Source organism: Pseudoalteromonas rubra (assembly GCF_000238295.3).
Taxonomy (GTDB): domain Bacteria; phylum Pseudomonadota; class Gammaproteobacteria; order Enterobacterales; family Alteromonadaceae; genus Pseudoalteromonas; species Pseudoalteromonas rubra.
In genome coordinates this window covers 34,070-53,260 of record NZ_AHCD03000034.1, presented here as the reverse complement: position 1 = coordinate 53,260, position 19,191 = coordinate 34,070, and the positions used below count along the sequence as shown (strand labels likewise).

Genomic DNA, 19,191 nt, shown 5'->3' with positions numbered 1-19,191 from the left:
AGCATAATCGCACACCGTCTGTGTGCAATAATGGATGCATAATGCATTCATTATCAGACGATTATATAAATGACATTTGGCAGTTATTGCCATTACCAAGGCTAGTGTGAGGGTGACCCGTTGATTAACGTACTTTTAGTTGATGATCATGAACTTGTCAGAACCGGTATAAAGCGCATTCTGGATGACGTGCGCGGGTTTAAAGTGGTCGGAGAGGCTAAAACGGGTGAAGAGGCGGTCAGTTACTGTCGCCAAAGTGAACCTGATATCGTGTTAATGGATATGAATATGCCAGGTATTGGCGGTCTGGAAGCAACAAAGAAGATTTGTCGCTACTGCCCGGACGTGAAAGTGATTGTACTGACCGTGCATTGTGAAGATCCGTTCCCCAGTAAGGTCATGCAGATTGGGGCGCACGGTTATTTAACCAAAAGTGCAGGCCCGGATGAGATGATCAACGCGATCCGAGCTGTCAATGCGGGCCAGCGTTATATCGCGCCTGAAATTGCACAGCAAATCGCGCTGGCGCAATTTAGTGGCAAGGTGGATGAAAACCCGTTCCAGTCTCTGTCTGATCGTGAACTGCAAATCATGCTGATGATCACCAAAGGTGAAAAAGCACAGGACATTGCGGACAGGCTTAACCTGAGCTCTAAAACGGTGAATAGCTATCGCTATCGTATGTTCGAGAAGCTGAATGTCAGTGGCGATGTTGAGCTAACACACCTGGCCATTCGCCATAAAATGATTGATATAGACAGCTCTCACTAAGTGAGTCAGTTGTTCTAAGTAAGAGACAAGTCTCAACCATGGCAGTGTTTGATAGTCAGGCGTTTCTCAGAACGCTGACCACGGAACCTGGTGTGTATCGTATGTATGACGAAGATCACCAGGTTATTTATGTCGGTAAAGCTAAAAACCTCAAAAAGCGCGTCAGCAGCTACTTTCGCAGCAATATTCCAGATGCCAAGACCCGGGTCCTTGTGAGTAATATTCGTCATATCGAAGTGACATTGACGAATACAGAGACCGAAGCGCTATTGCTGGAAAATAACCTGATCAAAAAATATCAGCCCAGGTACAATATTCTCCTGCGCGATGACAAATCCTATCCTTATATTTTACTGACCGATCATCGTCACCCCAGGCTTGCCTTTCATCGCGGTTCCAGAAAGAAAAAAGGCGAGTACTTTGGCCCTTTTCCCAGCAGTGCGGCGGTCTCCGAAAGCTTGCGTCTGATGCAGAAGATTTTTCCCGTCAGACAATGTGAAGACGCTTACTACCGGGCGCGCAGTCGTCCTTGTTTACAACATCAACTAAAGCGGTGTTCCGCACCTTGCGTGGCAAAAGTCAGCGATGATGACTACGCTGAGCAGGTTGATATGGTGCGTCAGTTTCTTAGCGGTAAATCACACCAGGTGATTGCCACTTTGGTCGGTAAAATGGAACAGGCGAGCATGGCACTCAACTTTGAAGCGGCGGCTAAGTATCGGGATCAAATTGCATTGCTACGGCAAATGCAGGAGCAGCAATCTGTTGCCGGTAACTTTGCCGAAATGGATGTGATAGGCTTTGCCCAGCTGAATGGCTTGAGTGCGGTTCATATGCTAATGATCCGGGAACATAAAGTGTTGGGGTCCAAAACGTTTTTCCCTAAAATACCAAAAGACTCAGGCTGTGAGGAAATTCTGACCAGTTTTGTCGGCCAGTATTACGTGTCCACGGGGAGTCATGGTCGGATTGCCAAAGATATAGTGCTGCCCTTTGAGATTGCTGAGTTAGACGATTTGGCCGCCGCGCTCACCCAGGTTGCCGAACGTAAAGTACAATTACGGGTAAACGTGCGAGCAGAGCGGGCACAATATCTGGAGCTGGCCAATAAGAATGCCCTTAATAGCATTATGGTTAAGCAAAATGCACAGGATTCGATCGACAAGCGGTATGCCAGATTAAAAGCGGCGCTTGGCCTGTCGGATATCAATCGTATGGAATGTTTTGATATCAGTCATACCATGGGTGAAAACACCGTGGCATCCTGTGTGGTATTTGACGGTCAGGGGCCTAATAATCGTGAATATCGTCGCTATAATGTGACCGGGATTACGCCGGGAGATGACTATGCGGCCATGGCGTTTGCACTGAACAAGCGCTACGGCAAAGTGACCGACCCCGATAAAGTGCCAGATATCATTTTCATTGATGGTGGTAAAGGTCAGTTATCCAGAGCAGAATCTTTCTTTGAATCCTGGACGCTGGATAAGTTACCTATGCTGATTGGCGTGGCGAAGGGCACCAGTCGTAAGCCCGGTTTGGAAACTTTGCTCATTGATGGTGGGCGTAAAACCATTAACCTGGAAAGCGACTCACCAGCATTGCATCTGATCCAGCATATCCGTGATGAATCGCATCGATTTGCTATTGCGGGACACAGAAGCAAACGTCAGAAACAACGTACTCAATCGGTTCTGGAAGAAATAGAAGGCGTTGGCCTGAAGCGACGCCAGGCGCTACTCAAATACCTTGGAGGAATGCAGGGCGTAAAAGCCGCCAATATACAACAACTAAAACAAGTGCCCGGGATCAGCCCTCAGCTGGCTGAAAAGATATTTAACCATTTGCATGACAAAGCTTAAGCGTTCATGCGAACATAGTAAAAAAGAGTCTCTCTTAGTAGTTATGTGGAACATTCCAAACACGCTCACAACATTTAGGTTGTTACTTATTCCTGTTTTCGCAGTGGTCTTTTACTTGCCTTATTCATGGGCGTTTTTTGCTGCCGCTTTTATCTTCTGGCTGGCATCAGTGACAGACATTCTCGATGGCTATCTGGCACGCAAGCTGGAACAATCAACGCCATTTGGCGCGTTTCTGGACCCCGTTGCTGACAAAGTGATGGTCAGTGTAGCGCTGGTCGTATTAGCAACGCATTATCAGAACATGTTTATGACGATTGCTACCATTGTCATTATTAGTCGTGAAATTGTTATCTCTGCTTTGAGGGAATGGATGGCAGAGCAGGGCAAGCGCGGTCATGTGGCGGTATCTTCTTTAGGTAAGTTTAAAACGGCAGCACAAATGTTGGCCATTATTGGTCTGATCTGGCAGTTTGCTCCCTGGATGGTGACATTGAGTTATGCATTGTTAGCCATTGCAACTTTGCTAACTGTGGTGTCTATGGTGCAATATTTCTATGCTGCCCGTACGGAATTGATTAAATCTTAGTTTAGGTTGGCTGAATACAAAGCGTTTTAGATAAAAAATAAGCAAACGATTAAAAAGCTTCATTTTTTATGTTGACGCCTCCCGGAACTTCTGTAGAATGCGTCCGTGTTGAGAGGCAACAGCCTAACAAAAAGAGAAGTTCAAAACGCTTCAATTCACTGAAAGCATTGAACTTGTATGGAACGCGAGTATAGCTCAGCTGGATAAATGAAAAGACGCAACCTTGTATCTTACATTTACTCACTAAGTTAAAAAGCTTCTGGAGTGCGAGTATAGCTCAGCTGGTAGAGCGCAACCTTGCCAAGGTTGAGGTCACGAGTTCGAACCTCGTTACTCGCTCCAATTTAAACAATGAATGCTCTAGCAAACCCGATGCCCGGGTGGTGGAATTGGTAGACACAAGGGATTTAAAATCCCTCGCTGGTAACAGCGTGCCGGTTCAAGTCCGGCCCCGGGCACCATTGTTTAGAGCACTTTAACTTAATTGGGTTAATAGAAAGATGCACACTGCATTACTACCAATAAGTTAAGAGCTACTGGAACGCGAGTATAGCTCAGCTGGTAGAGCGCAACCTTGCCAAGGTTGAGGTCACGAGTTCGAACCTCGTTACTCGCTCCAATTTAAACAATGAATGCTCTAGCAAACCCGATGCCCGGGTGGTGGAATTGGTAGACACAAGGGATTTAAAATCCCTCGCTGGTAACAGCGTGCCGGTTCAAGTCCGGCCCCGGGCACCATTGTTTAGAGCACTTTAACTTAATTGGGTTAATAGAAAGATGCACACTGCATTACTACCAATAAGTTAAGAGCTACTGGAACGCGAGTATAGCTCAGCTGGTAGAGCGCAACCTTGCCAAGGTTGAGGTCACGAGTTCGAACCTCGTTACTCGCTCCAATCTTTCTGATACATTAAGTATCAATACAATGCGGCGGAATGGCAGAGTGGCCATGCAGCGGATTGCAAATCCGTCTACCTCGGTTCGACTCCGGGTTCCGCCTCCATTTTCTCAACAAACTCCACATGCGAAAGCAGCCCGATGCCCGGGTGGTGGAATTGGTAGACACAAGGGATTTAAAATCCCTCGCTGGTAACAGCGTGCCGGTTCAAGTCCGGCCCCGGGCACCATTGTTTAGAGCACTTTAACTTAATTGGGTTAATAGAAAGATGCACACTGCATTACTACCAATAAGTTAAGAGCTACTGGAACGCGAGTATAGCTCAGCTGGTAGAGCGCAACCTTGCCAAGGTTGAGGTCACGAGTTCGAACCTCGTTACTCGCTCCAAATTCTCTTGTCTGACTTGGTCAGGTTAGTGTGGCGGAATGGCAGAGTGGCCATGCAGCGGATTGCAAATCCGTCTACCTCGGTTCGACTCCGGGTTCCGCCTCCATTTTCTCAACAAACTCCACATGCGAAAGCAGCCCGATGCCCGGGTGGTGGAATTGGTAGACACAAGGGATTTAAAATCCCTCGCTGGTAACAGCGTGCCGGTTCAAGTCCGGCCCCGGGCACCATTGTTTAGAGCACTTTAACTTAATTGGGTTAATAGAAAGATGCACACTGCATTACTACCAATAAGTTAAGAGCTACTGGAACGCGAGTATAGCTCAGCTGGTAGAGCGCAACCTTGCCAAGGTTGAGGTCACGAGTTCGAACCTCGTTACTCGCTCCAATTTAAACAATGAATGCTCTAGCAAACCCGATGCCCGGGTGGTGGAATTGGTAGACACAAGGGATTTAAAATCCCTCGCTGGTAACAGCGTGCCGGTTCAAGTCCGGCCCCGGGCACCATTGTTACTTACAGCTTAATCGCTTGATATGACAGTAAGATTAAGTTAAAGTAGCGAAAATAAAATGCTAAGTATTAGTTCAAAACTAATCAAAAAAGCATATGGAACGCGAGTATAGCTCAGCTGGATGAATGAAAAGACGCAACCTTGCTTCTTGTATTTATCCACTCAGTTAAAAAGCAATATGGAACGCGAGTATAGCTCAGCTGGTAGAGCGCAACCTTGCCAAGGTTGAGGTCACGAGTTCGAACCTCGTTACTCGCTCCAATTTAAACAATGAATGCTCTAGCAAACCCGATGCCCGGGTGGTGGAATTGGTAGACACAAGGGATTTAAAATCCCTCGCTGGTAACAGCGTGCCGGTTCAAGTCCGGCCCCGGGCACCATTGTTTAGAGCACTTTAACTTAATTGGGTTAATAGAAAGATGCACACTGCATTACTACCAATAAGTTAAGAGCTACTGGAACGCGAGTATAGCTCAGCTGGTAGAGCGCAACCTTGCCAAGGTTGAGGTCACGAGTTCGAACCTCGTTACTCGCTCCAATTTAAACAATGAATGCTCTAGCAAACCCGATGCCCGGGTGGTGGAATTGGTAGACACAAGGGATTTAAAATCCCTCGCTGGTAACAGCGTGCCGGTTCAAGTCCGGCCCCGGGCACCATTGTTTAGAGCACTTTAACTTAATTGGGTTAATAGAAAGATGCACACTGCATTACTACCAATAAGTTAAGAGCTACTGGAACGCGAGTATAGCTCAGCTGGTAGAGCGCAACCTTGCCAAGGTTGAGGTCACGAGTTCGAACCTCGTTACTCGCTCCAATTTAAACAATGAATGCTCTAGCAAACCCGATGCCCGGGTGGTGGAATTGGTAGACACAAGGGATTTAAAATCCCTCGCTGGTAACAGCGTGCCGGTTCAAGTCCGGCCCCGGGCACCATTGTTTAGAGCACTTTAACTTAATTGGGTTAATAGAAAGATGCACACTGCATTACTACCAATAAGTTAAGAGCTACTGGAACGCGAGTATAGCTCAGCTGGTAGAGCGCAACCTTGCCAAGGTTGAGGTCACGAGTTCGAACCTCGTTACTCGCTCCAATCTTTCTGATACATTAAGTATCAATACAATGCGGCGGAATGGCAGAGTGGCCATGCAGCGGATTGCAAATCCGTCTACCTCGGTTCGACTCCGGGTTCCGCCTCCATTTCCTTATCAAATCTTCTTAATTAATTATTTCCAATAACCAGACATAAATCACCGGCACGTCATTTTTGTACTGAATTTTCAGGTCAATCAACTCACCGCTGACATGTTCGTTAATGGTAAACTCGCTGCTTTCGAGCAGGTAGTGCCCTTTGTGTTGTGTTACTTCAACCTGCGTCTCAATCGTGATCCCTTTGTTCTTTGCAAGCTCGATCAACGCATCCTGAATGGCGAGTCTGATGGCTGTGCTGAGCAGGTTATCTGAGGTCATAGTGCCATCTTCGCCAAAGGCCCCCAATACAAGCTTGCCCTGTTGCGTCATGTCGTTAATATCTGGCAGCACTGGCGTATTGATTACAGCCTGGTCTGCGGGCTTATACTGGCCTATCAGCGTTGAGCCATACTGACAGCTTTGATGTAAAGCCAGATGCGTGGGCGTGCCCAGGGCATCGACTTCACCGTTGCGATTGTAGTTCACTTCATGATGTACGTTACCTTCACGGCTGACAGCCCGCTGTTTTAGGTATTCTGTGGCATTGACCTGGGCCTGCATCAGAAAGCTTGCGACTGTCATTGCGTTGCGTTCGCTAATCTGGAGCTGCTCATGCGGCGACGCGGTATAGTAACTGACACCCAGGACCTGCCTGTGCGTATCATTGTCGCATAGCCAGGCAGGCTGACACTGCACAAAATCACATTGGCGAACAGCACAGGTGGCACTGGTTTTCAGTGGCTCAAAGCTGACATAACTGTATTGTGTATCTTCGGTATTAAAGGGCGTGGAGTAATAAACAGTGTGGCCTGAGGATAAAACTTGAGTGGGTTGGTCATGTGTGACGTTTTGCATATCACGGCGTTGCAATCGAATATTGTGGTAGGCCGCCAGTTTTTTCAGTGCCCGGGTGCGACTGGCCAGCTCCGAACCATTGGGGATCGCACTGAATGGGGCTGCAGTGCCGACAAAGCCAAGTTGATTGGCTTGTTTTGGAGTCTGAACCCAGCAAGGCAATACGCTTTCTTTCGGGGCTTGAGGGGTTGGAGAGCGTGTTTTGCAGCCACTGAGTACCAGGGTTCCAAGCAGCAGGCTACAAAGCAGAGGTGAGTGAACAGTCATTCCTTGTCCTATTTAGGTTAGTGGGTGTTTTCCCCTAAAGGTAAATCGAATTCTACCATCAGGCCACCCTTTTCTCGGTTGCGCAACCTCAACTGACCCTGGTGGGCTGTGATGATGTCATGACACAGGCTTAAACCCAGCCCGGTTCCTTGTGCTTTGGTTGAGTAAAAAGGTTGCAGTGCCTGATGTAAATTACCTGGCAGGATCCCAGAGCCTCGATCGACAACGGCAAACCTCAGGCGTGTTTGGGATTGAACCACTCTTACAGAGATCTCAGCCTTGTCACTCCCAGATTCATGGGCATTTTTGAGCAAATTCAGTAAAACCTGTTCAACTTGCGCAACATCGAAGTAGCCGGTGTCCGCAGGAACCGTCCCCAGCAAAGTAAAAGGATAGAGAGCCTGCAGACGTTCGAGTAGCGGTGCAATCGCATGGGCTGCGCAACTGGGCGCTGGCAAACGCGCATATTCAGCATAACGCTGGATAAACTCGCTGAGGTTGTGAGCGCGTTGTGAGACGGTATCCAGCATGTCTGGCAGCAGCTCAAGGTGCTTTTGCTGGCTCAGCATGGTTTGTGCCGAGCCAGTCAGCGACTGGATCGGTGCCAGCGAGTTATTCAATTCGTGGCTGATCAGACGAATGGCATTTTTCCATAGCATGATCTCTTCGCGATTTTGTTCTGCAGAGACGTTTTTGCAAATAACCAGACTATGTGGTTGATAGTTCAGCGTGACAGGTTCAACTCCAAGGTAATAGGTATGTTTTTGTTCCTGTTGCTCGAAACTCAGCATGCCGGTATATCCGCTATTGAGTGCCTGAGCCAGCGCTGACGGCAAGTCATCGCACGCGACTTCCAGTGAACTGCCTGTGAGTGCGCCTGGTTGTTTTTTCAATAGCTGGCGAGCAGCAGCATTGTGATAAACAATGTGACGCTGTTTATCAAGTAACAAGGTTGCCATAGGGGAGGCCTGAACTATGCTGTCCAGTACCAGTTCTTTTTGATTTAGCTTTTGTTTTTGTTGCTTGAGGTTTGTGGTGAGCTGGTTATATAAGTCAATCAGCCTAGCCAAATCAGGATCCGGAGTCGGTGAAATGCGCAGTGACAGATCGCCATCCTTGATACTTTTGATCCCATCTTCCAGCGTGGCCAGTATGCGCTGGCGACGTCTGGTATAATGGCCCAGCAGCAAAAACAACATCATTAATGACACTAACAGGATCACTGAGCAGGCAAAGAGCACCGGAACCTGATGGTGCAGCGCAATGGCGAGTGCAAGCAGTGCACACGTCAGCACACAACCACTGCTGAGCAATATTCTGCCTGAAAAAGACCAATGTGAGGACGTGCTCATCGCTTGATCCCGAACTTGTCCATACGGCGGTACATGGCCTGACGACTCAACCCCAGACTTTTTGCCGCATGGGTGACGTTACCCTGGTGTTTGTCCAGCGCCTGAGTTATATCTTCGATGCTAAATTCGTGATTGACCATAGTTGAGGCTGAAGTGCTCAGGCCCAGATCTGCGGCCTCAATCTGTTGTCCACTGGCAAGCAGCTCTGCCCGACCTATGACATTTTGCAGCTCGCGAACGTTGCCCGGCCAGCTGTAGCGCTTGAGCAAACGCTGGGCACCTTCACTGAGTACTTTATCTGTGGCCAAAAAGTGTTGTGCAAGTGGAATGATGTCGTCAGGGCGCTCTGCCAGTGGTGGCAAGCGCAGTTCAATCATATTGAGCCGATAGTATAAATCTTGCCTGAATGTGCCTCGCGCTATGGCTTCATTGAGGTTGGCATTGGTTGCGCTGATCACTCTGACTTTAACCCGCTGGGTTTTACTGCTGCCAACGGCTTCGAACTCGCCGGTTTGCAGCACCCTGAGTAGTTTTTGCTGGCCTGTCAGTGGCAGATTGCCAATTTCATCAAGGAACAGAGTGCCCCCATCTGCGGCAGAAAACCGGCCTTCACGACTTTTCGTGGCCCCGGTATACGCGCCGCTGACTACTCCAAACAGCTCAGCTTCAATCAGTTCAGCAGGCAGTGCACCGGCATTGACGCGAATAAAGGGCTTGTCCCGGTAGGCACTGTTAGCAACCAGGAGTTCTGCAATTTTCTCTTTACCCGCTCCGTTGGGACCGGTGATTAACACTTGCGCGTCGGAGTAGGCCACCTGTGTTGCCGTTTCAAGCAGTGACAGCATAGCCTGATCGGCAAAGATCAGACCGCTGAGGTCATAGTGTGCGTTCAGCTTATCTCGTTTGAGCTTGAACTGCTTGTTGCTGCGTGTCTGGGACTGTTGCAGCTGATACATCTCCAGCAGGTTATTGACCGAACTGAGCAATTTATCATCCTGCCAGGGCTTGGCGATATAATCTGCGGCACCGTGCTTAATTAACTCCACCGCCATTTCCAGCTGGGCCCAGGCGGTCAGCAGAATAATGGGCAGATCCGGGTTGAGTGTTCGGATCTGGTGGTACAGGGCTTTACCCTCTTCGCCGGAGGTGGTGTCACTGGTAAAGTTCATATCCTGGATCACTAAGTCGTAATCCTGGGATTGCAGCATTGCTAGCCCTTGTTCAGGCGAACTGGCACCTTCGCAGTCGATGTCATTTATTAAAAAAAGAATCTTAAGCGCTTTTATGACATCTGTATTGTCATCAATGACGAGAATTTTATGTTGCATCGTGTTTTTATCGTTATTGTTGTAAACATGAAAGGGCTTTTCAGCCCTTATTTTAATTGGTTTTGGTAACCCTGGCCGGGGCTATATTAGCTGCTTTACGGACAGGAATATAGACCGCAGCGGCGCTGAGTAACCAGACTGACAGCGCAACCAGCAGGGCGAGCCAGGGTTCAACCAGGCCTTGCGCGCGTAAATGGGTGACAAAATAATTGTTTAACCACAGGGCCGCGAAACTACCCAATAGAATGCCAGCCAGTGCCAGCAGGGCGTTTTCCATCAGCAACGCCTTGAGCACAGTATGCTGACTGGCACCCAGTGCACGTAGGATCCCAATGTCTTTTTTACGGATAGAGACCGAAAAGGAAACCAATCCAATAATACCAAATCCGGTCACAACAATGGCGATAACGCTGATCCCTATCATAATGAATGCAAAGGTACTGCGGCCATCCCATAAGCGTTTTTTCGCTCTGGCGGCAAACTCAACCCGCTCTACGATCCGTCCGTGTTGCAGATACAATTGATCTTCAACCTCCTGAAGAATGGCTTCGCTGGTGCCTTTTTTGACTCTGAGTAAGTAGTTTACATCTGTGCTGCCAAAGTGCGCCTGAGGCACAATGGTAGAGTGGTACCAGTGTTGTTCATAAACAGCGCCTTCTCCCAGCATCTTATCGGCATACACACCGACCACCTGATAGGGGCGGCGGGCTCGTTGTAAATAGATGGTCTGACCCAGCGCACTTTGCTCGCCAAACAGCGTCTTGGCAAGGGCTTCGCTGATCAACACAACACTGGCGTAGCGATTTTGTGATGCCGCGGCATAAACAAACTCATTAGGATAGAAGTCGCGTCCTTGTGTGATGTTTAATCCCAGCGTGGCTACCCCTTGAGAGGTTACGTCAAATTGCGCGTTTTCAAAGCCTGCTTCATCTTCCTGAATGGTTTTATAAACCAGGTTGCTGCCTGCGACGGTGGCCAGTACCAGCTCATTGCTGGCGTAGGTCACCTGAGTCACGTCAGGCAAGGCGCTGAGGTTAGTTAAATCCCGTTGGATCATCGCCGATTTATCCACCTGGTTGTCGAATACTTTGGTGTAAACGTTGAGTATCTCCACTTCGTCCAGGTGGGAGGGGATCAACCAGTTTTTGAGCGTGCCGTAGCTGATAAAACTGGCGTTGCCGACTATGGTCACCGCAATGGCAATTTGGATCAGGATCATCAAGGAGATATTGCGGTGCTTGAAGATGATTTTGAGTATATGTTTGAGTGACATAGTTTTATCCTCTTAACTGTGCTGCGGGCGCGGTGCGACTGGCTTTCACTATGGGGTAAAGCCCGGTGGTAAATATCGCCACAAAAATACCCACGGCAGCTTGCAGCGCAAAGGGAATGTCCATGCTGTACATACGGCGTACCTGCTCTGCGTCGGCCAGGTAATCGGCCTGATATAAAGCTAAATGGAACATCGCAATCAAGCCAAACTGCGCCAGCAACAACCCCAGTACAATGGCAGCACTGCTAAGCATACTGAGTTCCAGCAGTTGGATTTTAAGGATATAAAATTTGTTTGCACCCAGCGCCCGGTAGAGAGACACCAGTTTTGCCCGGCTCTGGTTTTTTGCCAGCAGAATCCCAATGGTGTTGATCAAACAGATAGCAAAGAGCAGGTAGGCGAACTTAAGATAAATTTGCTCCCAGTACAGGTTGTCACTCATTCTGTCATTGAGGCTGGCCAGCTGCGTCAGATAGTAGGGCTCGGCGTGACTGAATCGACCCTGAGTAGTCTGTTGCTGTGCGTAATTACGTGCCCATAAGGTCAGCTCTGCATGACTATTATCGAGTTGCATGGGGTCCAGCATTGCCCAGCCATGTAAATACCCACATTCGGCGTTTTTGAGCCCCTGAACATCTTCGCGACGATACCGTGTTCGTGCAGCTTCTTCTTGAGTCTGGCAGGGCATGTAGCCTGTGCGAGGCAGGTTGTTGGCATGCGCGTACCCTAAAGGCACAACAGCCATATCGTTGACCCGGCCTTGGAAACGCATGTTCTGAAAGCGACGCAGATAGGCTGAAATGTCCATGACGCCAACCACCTCCAGCTGACGGTTGTTGATCACCACTTGTTTGCCGACCGAGTTTTCTCCGCCGAATAATAAGTCATTGGCTTTTTTATCCAACACGATTACGGCGTCATTCTGCATTTCCTCGCGCCAGGGGGCGCCATAAATAAATGGCACCTGGAGCAATTCAAAATAATTCGCATCAGCAGCAGAGGCCTCGGCGGTAACCGGTCTGACACTCTTATCGGGCAGATCAAGCACAAACGACGTGGTGTAATTAAGTGACAAGCGGATCATTGGATTTGCTTTAAAGGCCTCGGAAACGGCGTCTGCATCCCGGTAGGTCAGTGGCGGCGAGCGAAACGCCGTGCGTCGATCAAACTCCGGGTCCATAAAATTAAGGCTGACGTGATATACCTGATCGGCTCTTTGGTCGATAGGAGAGTGTCCGCTGCGTGTCACTATGGTGCCCATGGTTAACAGCAGGGTGATCCCGATAGCCAGATTGAGTACCATCAGCAAGGTCAGTTTGCGTTTTTGTTTCAGGCCGCGCCAGGCCAGTTGCATTAAATCCTTCATCGCAGTCACCTAAGAGATCAGTTCGACAAGTTCATTCTTGTTGATATCGCGCAATTGACCGTCGAGAATTTGTATATTGCGATGTGCCCGCTGTGCCAGCTCATGATCATGGGTGACCATCAGCAAAGTGGTGCCCTGGCGGTTTATCTCTTCCAGCAGATCCATGACTTGTCTGGCCATCATAGTGTCCAGGTTACCGGTTGGCTCATCGGCGAGTAAAAATCGCGGTTTACCGGCAAGCGCCCGGGCAATTGCAACCCGCTGTTGCTGACCACCACTGAGCTGGGCAGGAAAGTGGCTGGCACGGCCGCCCAGGCCCACCAACTCCAGACTTTCCTCGATGCGTTGTTTGCGGGCTTTGGCTGACAGACCCCGGAAAATCAGGGGGACCTCGATGTTGTCATAGAGGTTGAGATCGCCAATCAGGTTAAACCCCTGAAAAATAAAGCCAATTTTTTCATTGCGAAGCTGAGAAAGCTGCTTGTCACCCAGCGTGCTGACATCTTCGCCATCCAGTTCATATGTTCCTTGCTCAAAGCTTTCGAGTAATCCGGTGATATTCAGAAAGGTGGTTTTACCTGAGCCGGAAGGGCCGGTAACGGCAATAAACTCACCTTCTTCAACGGTGAAGTTAACGTCTGACAGGGCGTGTGTTTCGACCAGCTCGGTACGGTAGATTTTACTGATGTTTTTCATACGTAACATGGGATGTTCCTTTTATTATTATTCGCTGAGGATCACGTGCTGTGATTGCCCGAAAGCAGCCAGACTTGAGATGATGATTGTATCACCAGGTTGCAGCCCCTGGGTAATTTCCACTTCTCTGACACTTTTGACACCCAGTGAAATGGGGGTTCTGAGCGCGGAGTTTTGTTCAATTTTGTAGGCAGTGCGGGATGCACCGGTTTCCACAAAGGCACCGCGTTCAACTTTTAATACGTTTTGCTTTTGGGCAATGATGATTTGTGCATTCACTCTTTGGTTCTGACGTAAATTGCCTGGCTGCTCGCTAAAGCGAATACGGCCGCGCACCTGGCCTTGCTCAACTTCAGGAGAAATGGCGACTAAGGTTGCGCTGTATTGTTCGTTGTTGATTTGCACGTTGGCATGCAGACCTATTCCCAGCTCATCCGCCAGGTTTTCCGGAATGTAGGCCTCTACTTCCAGCTCATTGAGGTTAACCAGCGACATTAACGGCGTATCGCGTTGCACATGTTGCTTTTGTTGTACATTCAGCGTGCCGACAATGCCGGATAAGGGCGAGTGCAGTGTTAGGGCCTCGACCTGACGACGCAGTTCTTCGGTGAGGTGACGCTGACGGGTCAGGTTTAGCTCGCTACTTTTTAGTTCAAAACTCAGGCGTTCCTGCGCCAGTTGCAGACTCGCGATGGCGTGGCGCTCGTTAAGCTCAGCACGTTTCAGGGCCACCTGGGTCTGTTCCAGTTCTTCCTTTGAGATGATCTGTTTTTCAATGCTGGTGCGGGCACGGGCCATTTCACTTTGCGCGGCTTCCAGCTCGACTTTGGCCAGTTCCATTTGCTGGGTGTTGTCCAGCTGCTGTTGTTTTATTGCTATTTTCTGGCGACTTACGTCCATCTCCAGACGTGCCAGTGTCGCTTCTTCCTGAAGGAGTTGGTTGCGAAGCTCCGGGCTGTCAATGGTTAGCAGGGCCTGACCTGCTTCAATCTCGTCGCCCGCTTTGACAAACAAAGTGACTGTTCCGGCCGCAATGGCATACAGGGAGGGGCTGTCTGCGGCCATAGTGCGGCCTTCAACACGCAGGTCCTGAACCATGTCGCCTCTTACAACGGTCGCGGTACGCAGTGTTTGTAAGGACACCACCTGATCGGCGCTGAGTAGCTGGTCAAAACTGCTGTATGAAGCGGTGGCGGCACCGATGAGTCCGACTGCGGCGGCTGCACCTATCCACCAGCGCGGCAATCTGCGCGTTTGTGGGATTGCTTTATCTTGTTGTTTGGTATCTCGGATCATGCCTGGTACGGCTCCTTGTTTACTTGATTACAAGTACTTATTACAAAATCGATGCCATGTTTTAAGTTTTTGAAATTATAGGGTTATTTGTTTTTTGTGTTGCGAGCTGTAACAGCAGCGGACGGACAGCGGACAGTACGCGGACAGTGGGCGAGTGTCCGGACAGTACGTCACTGATGGAGATATTGGTATGTCAGAATGCACTGGCTTTGCCGATTCGATCCTGTACCATGATGACTATACTAAGTTGCTGTTAAGTAAGTGGTAATGGAGGTGCGATGATCCAGTTAGATGAGATAACGTTCAGACGTCGAGATGGCGCTGGATATCGGAATGTGCTGGACGGCCTGAGCTGGTCGGTATCGGGGGCTGAGCAGGTCGCGCTTACTGGCGACAGTGGCTCTGGCAAAACGACCTTGCTCAACATACTGGCGGGGTTGCTTAGCCCAGACTCCGGCACCGTACGTATCAATGAGCAGGCAATACATACCTATGATGCCAAGCAACTGGCCTTGTATCGCCGTACGATTGGCATGATCTTTCAGCATTACCAGTTACTTAGTCCGCTTAATGTGGCGGATAATATGGCCTTTCAGGCCCGTCTCAACGGCCGCGCCGTCAGTCATAAAGAAATTACCATAATGGCAGAGCGTCTGGGTCTGGGCGACAAGCTCGATGTCTATCCTGCGCAGTTAAGCGGAGGCGAGCAACAGCGTGTCGGGATCGCCCGGGCCCTGCTTAATCGGCCCAGTGTACTGCTTGCCGATGAGCCCACAGGGAATCTGGACAGCATGCGCAGTCAGGAAGTACTGGAACTGTTGATGACCTTATGTCAGGAGCAAAGGGTAAATTTGATCATGGTTACCCACAGCCGGGCTCTGGCTGCGCAGTTACCCCGTCAGGTGGCGTTACGCGACGGGCGTTTACATGAGTGAACTGAGACTCATCCTGCTGACTTATGCTCAGTATTATCGGCGCCATAGAGGGCTGCTGGTGTTGTTTTTGATCGGTCTGAGCCTCGGCAGCGCCTTGCTCAGTGCCACACTGGGTTTAAACCAGGAAGCCTCAAAGCGCTATCAAACCAGTACAGCGTTGTTAGCGCAGCCAGTAAGTGACTTTATTCGTCCGCCATTGGGAAAAACAGGCTTACCTTTTTCACTTTGGCAACGGCTTTCAGCGGCTGGGTTTGAGCAGGTTCAACCCGTACTGGAGGGGCGCCTCAGAAGTGATGACGACAAGCTGGTCGCCATTCGGGGTATCAATTTACTGCAATGGCAAACGGCTGGTGCTGCAAAGCCGGTATCAGGCGACGCTGGCCAACCTCACAGCGATTCTCCCTTGTTCGATACGCTGTTTATGTCACCTGAACTGACGGCCAGATTACAGCTTAATGCCTCTGCATTGCGCATTAAAGGAGGCAGTTATCCGGTTAGTCAACTGGAGGGGACTGGTCACTATGCACTGATGGATATCAGTCTGGCAGACCGATTATTGAATGCGCAGGGGCAGATCAGCTATTTTGAAGTGACGGGTCTGAATGCGCTTCAGCGGCAGCAGCTGGTGGACATGCTTGGCAGTGCCGCACGACTGGAGTCTGCTGAGGCACAAACCTTCGACGCCCTGTCGGGGGCCTTTTTCTTTAACCTACAGGCACTGGCCTTACTGGGCTATGTGGTGGGCGCATTTTTAAGCCTCAATGCCATCAAACTTGCTTATCAAAGCCGCTTGTCTTTGCAACAGCAAATGGCCACGCTTGGTTGCCGGCAGAGCCAGTTGCTTAAGGCGCTGTGTCTGGAAGTTGCGATATTGAGTGTGCTGGCAGCGACATTGGGTAATCTGCTTGGGGTGCTGATGGCCAATGCCATGATGGGTGACATCAGCACGGTATTGAGCAGTTTTTATCAGCTGGATCGGGCACTGATAGTGCGCTTTGACGCCTTACTCGTGCTTATCGGCAGTGTGCTGAACTTGGTGATACTGGCTGGCTTTGTGGTGTTGCAAACGCGTCTCACGCAGCAATTGGCGAAGTGGCTGACCCTGGCGCTATTATTTCTGGCCTGTGTTGGAGGGGGGTTACTATTGAACCTGGCACAGACCAAATGGCAAGCTTTGCTACTGTGTGTTTGTGTGTTGCTGGTGTTTTTCGCGTTGACACCGCCACTGGTGCGTCTGGTGTTTCAGGTGCGCTGGCCAACCCGGGCGCCGTTGCTCGGCTGGCTGAGGGCCGATAGTCTGACGCAATTACCAGCGCTGCTGAGTTCGGTGTTAGCCATTTTGATGGCAATGGGCGCAGCGATTGGCATGCAGGTGATGGTGGGGAGTTTCAGCAGTGCACTGGATACCCATTTACAAACCCGCCTGAATGCCGATCTATATGTCAGACCGGATAACCCGACTGCACAGATGCGTCAGGCTTTGGCAGATATGCAAGCAGTTAAGCAGGTGGGGATTTACTGGTCGGCACAAAGTGAAGTCCAGGTGACCAATGAGACGGTGCCTGTGACACTGATGAGTTTCGGTGAAGACTATCGTTATCATCAGCATCTGACCTTGCTGAACAAGCAGCCTTTGGAGGCTGTTCATATCAATCGGAGCAATGATAGCATCAGCTGTCTTATCAATGAGCCGGGTATGCGTCGTTATGGTCTTATCGTTGGCAGCAAGCTTGAAGTGCAGCAGGGACAACACGCTTTTCACTGTCAAATCACGGGGGTATTTTATGATTACGGCGAGTCTGGCGTTAGTCTGGTAGTCAGTAACTCAGTCATCACACAGCAGGCATTTTTGTACGAAGCAGTCGGTTTTATGTTGACGCTTCACGAGGGAGTTGACTCAGAACAACTGGCTGATGTCATTAGCCAGCGCTGGTCACTGGCCGGACATCAGTTGATCCATAATCAGGTGTTTAAGCGCTTTGCAAAGCAACTATTTAGTCAAACTTTTCTGGTAACCCATGCACTGAATATCTGCATTATGTTGATTGCGCTATTTGGCGTTTGGGTGAGCTTTTTAACGCTCGGACGACAGCAGTTGCAGCCGATGGCCGTATTACAAACTTTAGGGGTGACTCAGGGCCAATTATTGGTGCTGAAACTCTCTCAGGCCGGACTTATTCTCGGTCTGATCTTGTTACTGGCAGTGCCGCTGGGGATCCTGTTGGGCTGGGTATTGTTAACCTATGTGATGCCCATCGCTTTTGGCTGGAGCATGGCAATGGTACTTAGCTGGAGCGATATCTGGGGGTTCTGCGCTGTGGTACTGTTGTTGGCTTTGGTGGTCAGTGCCATTCCTTTATTAAAACTGATCAGGCGCAATGTGGCTGATAATGTCGCACAGTTATAAGGAGCTCAATATGCACAGCATCAGATTGCATTGTATTTTAATCCTGCTGATGGTAACAGGGTGTCAGCCTGCTACGCCTGAAACAGACAATAACAATGCGGCGATGGCGGTGCTCGGTCAGACGCTGGGCACACCCGTGGATGCCAATCAGAGATTGATATTTCCACGCGACCATGGTGCCCATCCAGAACAAGGAGTGGAGTGGTGGTATGTGACTGGCAACCTGACCGCACAAGACGGCGCTCAGTTTGGGATGCAATGGACGCTGTTTCGGATCCGCGATCCGGGGTTTTCGGCCGTTCAGTCTTCTCCCTGGTGGGATGGACAGCTTTACTTTGCCCATTTTGCTTTACAAAACGGTCGGACACATCATGCGTTTGAGCGCTATGGCAGAGCCGGGCAGGTTGAGGTACAGGCCAGTCCTTTTATCGCCCGTTTGGGTGATTGGCAGCTGGCCAGTCAAGAGGCGTCGTTTCTACCTTTACGATTGCAAAGTAAGGAGGCCGATTTTGGCCTGGACATTACGCTGGCAAACAGCCCACTGGTCTTGCATGGCAAGCAGGGGTACAGTCAGAAAACCCAGCAAGGCCATGCCTCCTTCTACTACAGTTACCCCTTTTTACAAGTGACAGGCACGCTGACCTATGCTGGCAGATCACATGCCGTTTCAGGTCAGGCCTGGTTAGACAGGGAATGGTCATCAGGTCTGATTGATAGTCAACACGGTGGCTGGGACTGGTTTAGTTTACAAGGTGAGGATCCTGGGCAAGGTGCACTGATGGCATTTTGTACCCGAGATGAAACACAAGCCTATGCCTACTGCAGTGCCTCAGAGATAGCGCCATCTGGCAAGGTTACGGCCTACCCGCATGAAGAGGTCACTTTAACGGTGATTAACAGGGCACAAACCCGCAATGTAACGCATCCGATAAGCTGGCAATTACAGGTGCCCGGGAAAGAGGCGGTGATCATTGATGTCCTGCAGGCAGATTCTTTCAACACTTTAAGCGTCCCTTACTGGGAGGGCAGAATACGCAGTCGGGGTGGGTTTGTCGCAACGGGTTATGGCGAATTGTTTGGCTATTGAACGATACGTTCTCACCATGGCCCGGGCGCATATAGGTTGAGTAGGTGGGCAATCTTGTACTCAGGGCTGTGATGATAAAGATATACATGTTCAGCATTTCATTCACACAGCCCTTACCAC

General features: G+C 49.8%; 13 protein-coding genes and 20 tRNA genes. 26 read left to right on the top strand and 7 right to left on the bottom strand.

Features of this window, described 5'->3' with window-relative positions:
• Positions 1-120: 120 nt before the first annotated feature.
• From uvrY to PRUB_RS09350, 23 genes are all read left to right on the top strand, one after another.
• Positions 121-771 (top strand): UvrY/SirA/GacA family response regulator transcription factor, encoded by a 651-nt coding sequence (uvrY, locus tag PRUB_RS09460; RefSeq protein WP_010385932.1) that lies wholly within the window; start codon positions 121-123, stop codon positions 769-771.
• A gap of 38 nt (positions 772-809) precedes the next feature.
• Positions 810-2,633, top strand: coding sequence for an excinuclease ABC subunit UvrC (uvrC, locus tag PRUB_RS09455; protein WP_010385933.1), 1,824 nt, complete (start codon positions 810-812; stop codon positions 2,631-2,633).
• A 43-nt stretch (positions 2,634-2,676) separates the two neighbouring features.
• Positions 2,677-3,222: a CDP-diacylglycerol--glycerol-3-phosphate 3-phosphatidyltransferase gene (gene pgsA / locus PRUB_RS09450; RefSeq protein ID WP_010385935.1), complete on the top strand. Its 546-nt coding sequence runs from the start codon at positions 2,677-2,679 to the stop codon at positions 3,220-3,222.
• A 266-nt stretch (positions 3,223-3,488) separates the two neighbouring features.
• Positions 3,489-3,564 (top strand) — tRNA-Gly (locus tag PRUB_RS09445).
• A 32-nt stretch (positions 3,565-3,596) separates the two neighbouring features.
• Positions 3,597-3,683 (top strand) — tRNA-Leu (locus tag PRUB_RS09440).
• Between the two features lie 82 nt (positions 3,684-3,765).
• Positions 3,766-3,841 (top strand) — tRNA-Gly (locus tag PRUB_RS09435).
• Positions 3,842-3,873: 32 nt separating this feature from the next.
• Positions 3,874-3,960: transfer RNA gene (locus PRUB_RS09430), tRNA-Leu, on the top strand.
• Positions 3,961-4,042: 82 nt separating this feature from the next.
• A tRNA-Gly gene (locus PRUB_RS09425) sits at positions 4,043-4,118 on the top strand.
• A gap of 33 nt (positions 4,119-4,151) precedes the next feature.
• Positions 4,152-4,225: transfer RNA gene (locus tag PRUB_RS09420), tRNA-Cys, on the top strand.
• 37 nt (positions 4,226-4,262) lie between these two features.
• Positions 4,263-4,349: transfer RNA gene (locus tag PRUB_RS09415), tRNA-Leu, on the top strand.
• An 82-nt stretch (positions 4,350-4,431) separates the two neighbouring features.
• Positions 4,432-4,507, top strand: a tRNA-Gly gene (locus tag PRUB_RS09410).
• Positions 4,508-4,539: 32 nt separating this feature from the next.
• Positions 4,540-4,613: transfer RNA gene (locus PRUB_RS09405), tRNA-Cys, on the top strand.
• 37 nt (positions 4,614-4,650) lie between these two features.
• A tRNA-Leu gene (locus PRUB_RS09400) sits at positions 4,651-4,737 on the top strand.
• Between the two features lie 82 nt (positions 4,738-4,819).
• Positions 4,820-4,895 (top strand) — tRNA-Gly (locus tag PRUB_RS09395).
• A gap of 32 nt (positions 4,896-4,927) precedes the next feature.
• Positions 4,928-5,014: transfer RNA gene (locus tag PRUB_RS09390), tRNA-Leu, on the top strand.
• A 190-nt stretch (positions 5,015-5,204) separates the two neighbouring features.
• Positions 5,205-5,280: transfer RNA gene (locus PRUB_RS09385), tRNA-Gly, on the top strand.
• A gap of 32 nt (positions 5,281-5,312) precedes the next feature.
• A tRNA-Leu gene (locus PRUB_RS09380) sits at positions 5,313-5,399 on the top strand.
• Between the two features lie 82 nt (positions 5,400-5,481).
• Positions 5,482-5,557 (top strand) — tRNA-Gly (locus PRUB_RS09375).
• A gap of 32 nt (positions 5,558-5,589) precedes the next feature.
• Positions 5,590-5,676: transfer RNA gene (locus PRUB_RS09370), tRNA-Leu, on the top strand.
• A gap of 82 nt (positions 5,677-5,758) precedes the next feature.
• Positions 5,759-5,834: transfer RNA gene (locus PRUB_RS09365), tRNA-Gly, on the top strand.
• 32 nt (positions 5,835-5,866) lie between these two features.
• A tRNA-Leu gene (locus tag PRUB_RS09360) sits at positions 5,867-5,953 on the top strand.
• A gap of 82 nt (positions 5,954-6,035) precedes the next feature.
• Positions 6,036-6,111 (top strand) — tRNA-Gly (locus tag PRUB_RS09355).
• Between the two features lie 33 nt (positions 6,112-6,144).
• Positions 6,145-6,218, top strand: a tRNA-Cys gene (locus PRUB_RS09350).
• Positions 6,219-6,236: 18 nt separating this feature from the next.
• Here PRUB_RS09350 and PRUB_RS09345 read toward each other — a convergent pair.
• Genes PRUB_RS09345 through PRUB_RS09315 form a run of 7 tightly spaced genes read right to left on the bottom strand, consistent with a single transcriptional unit; the run spans position 6,237 to position 14,642 of the window.
• The gene (locus tag PRUB_RS09345) at positions 6,237-7,331 is read right to left on the bottom strand and encodes a hypothetical protein (protein WP_010385937.1); all 1,095 of its coding nucleotides are present in this window, start codon (positions 7,329-7,331) and stop codon (positions 6,237-6,239) included.
• A 17-nt stretch (positions 7,332-7,348) separates the two neighbouring features.
• Complete coding sequence (locus tag PRUB_RS09340) at positions 7,349-8,683, bottom strand: sensor histidine kinase (protein ID WP_010385940.1); 1,335 nt, start codon at positions 8,681-8,683, stop codon at positions 7,349-7,351.
• Positions 8,680-10,011 carry a sigma-54-dependent transcriptional regulator gene (locus tag PRUB_RS09335; protein WP_010385942.1) on the bottom strand — a complete coding sequence of 444 codons (1,332 nt, stop codon included), beginning with the start codon at positions 10,009-10,011 and terminating at the stop codon, positions 8,680-8,682. Before PRUB_RS09335 ends, PRUB_RS09340 begins: the two co-directional genes overlap by 4 nt.
• A gap of 52 nt (positions 10,012-10,063) precedes the next feature.
• The gene (locus tag PRUB_RS09330; protein ID WP_010385944.1) at positions 10,064-11,284 is read right to left on the bottom strand and encodes an ABC transporter permease; all 1,221 of its coding nucleotides are present in this window, start codon (positions 11,282-11,284) and stop codon (positions 10,064-10,066) included.
• Between the two features lie 4 nt (positions 11,285-11,288).
• On the bottom strand, positions 11,289-12,650 hold the full coding sequence (locus PRUB_RS09325) for an ABC transporter permease (RefSeq protein ID WP_010385945.1): 1,362 nt from the start codon (positions 12,648-12,650) through the stop codon (positions 11,289-11,291).
• A 9-nt stretch (positions 12,651-12,659) separates the two neighbouring features.
• Positions 12,660-13,355 (bottom strand): ABC transporter ATP-binding protein, encoded by a 696-nt coding sequence (locus PRUB_RS09320; protein WP_010385947.1) that lies wholly within the window; start codon positions 13,353-13,355, stop codon positions 12,660-12,662.
• Positions 13,356-13,373: 18 nt separating this feature from the next.
• On the bottom strand, positions 13,374-14,642 hold the full coding sequence (locus PRUB_RS09315; RefSeq protein ID WP_010385949.1) for an efflux RND transporter periplasmic adaptor subunit: 1,269 nt from the start codon (positions 14,640-14,642) through the stop codon (positions 13,374-13,376).
• Positions 14,643-14,920: 278 nt separating this feature from the next.
• On the opposite strand from PRUB_RS09315, the gene PRUB_RS09310 reads away from it, so the two are divergent.
• Genes PRUB_RS09310 through PRUB_RS09300 form a run of 3 tightly spaced genes read left to right on the top strand, consistent with a single transcriptional unit; the run spans position 14,921 to position 19,071 of the window.
• Positions 14,921-15,577 (top strand): ABC transporter ATP-binding protein, encoded by a 657-nt coding sequence (locus PRUB_RS09310; RefSeq protein WP_010385952.1) that lies wholly within the window; start codon positions 14,921-14,923, stop codon positions 15,575-15,577.
• Positions 15,570-17,984 (top strand): FtsX-like permease family protein, encoded by a 2,415-nt coding sequence (locus tag PRUB_RS09305; RefSeq protein WP_010385954.1) that lies wholly within the window; start codon positions 15,570-15,572, stop codon positions 17,982-17,984. The genes PRUB_RS09310 and PRUB_RS09305 overlap by 8 nt, the downstream gene beginning before the upstream one ends.
• Before the next feature lie 10 nt (positions 17,985-17,994).
• Positions 17,995-19,071 carry a lipocalin-like domain-containing protein gene (locus PRUB_RS09300; protein ID WP_010385957.1) on the top strand — a complete coding sequence of 359 codons (1,077 nt, stop codon included), beginning with the start codon at positions 17,995-17,997 and terminating at the stop codon, positions 19,069-19,071.
• Positions 19,072-19,191: the final 120 nt, after the last annotated feature.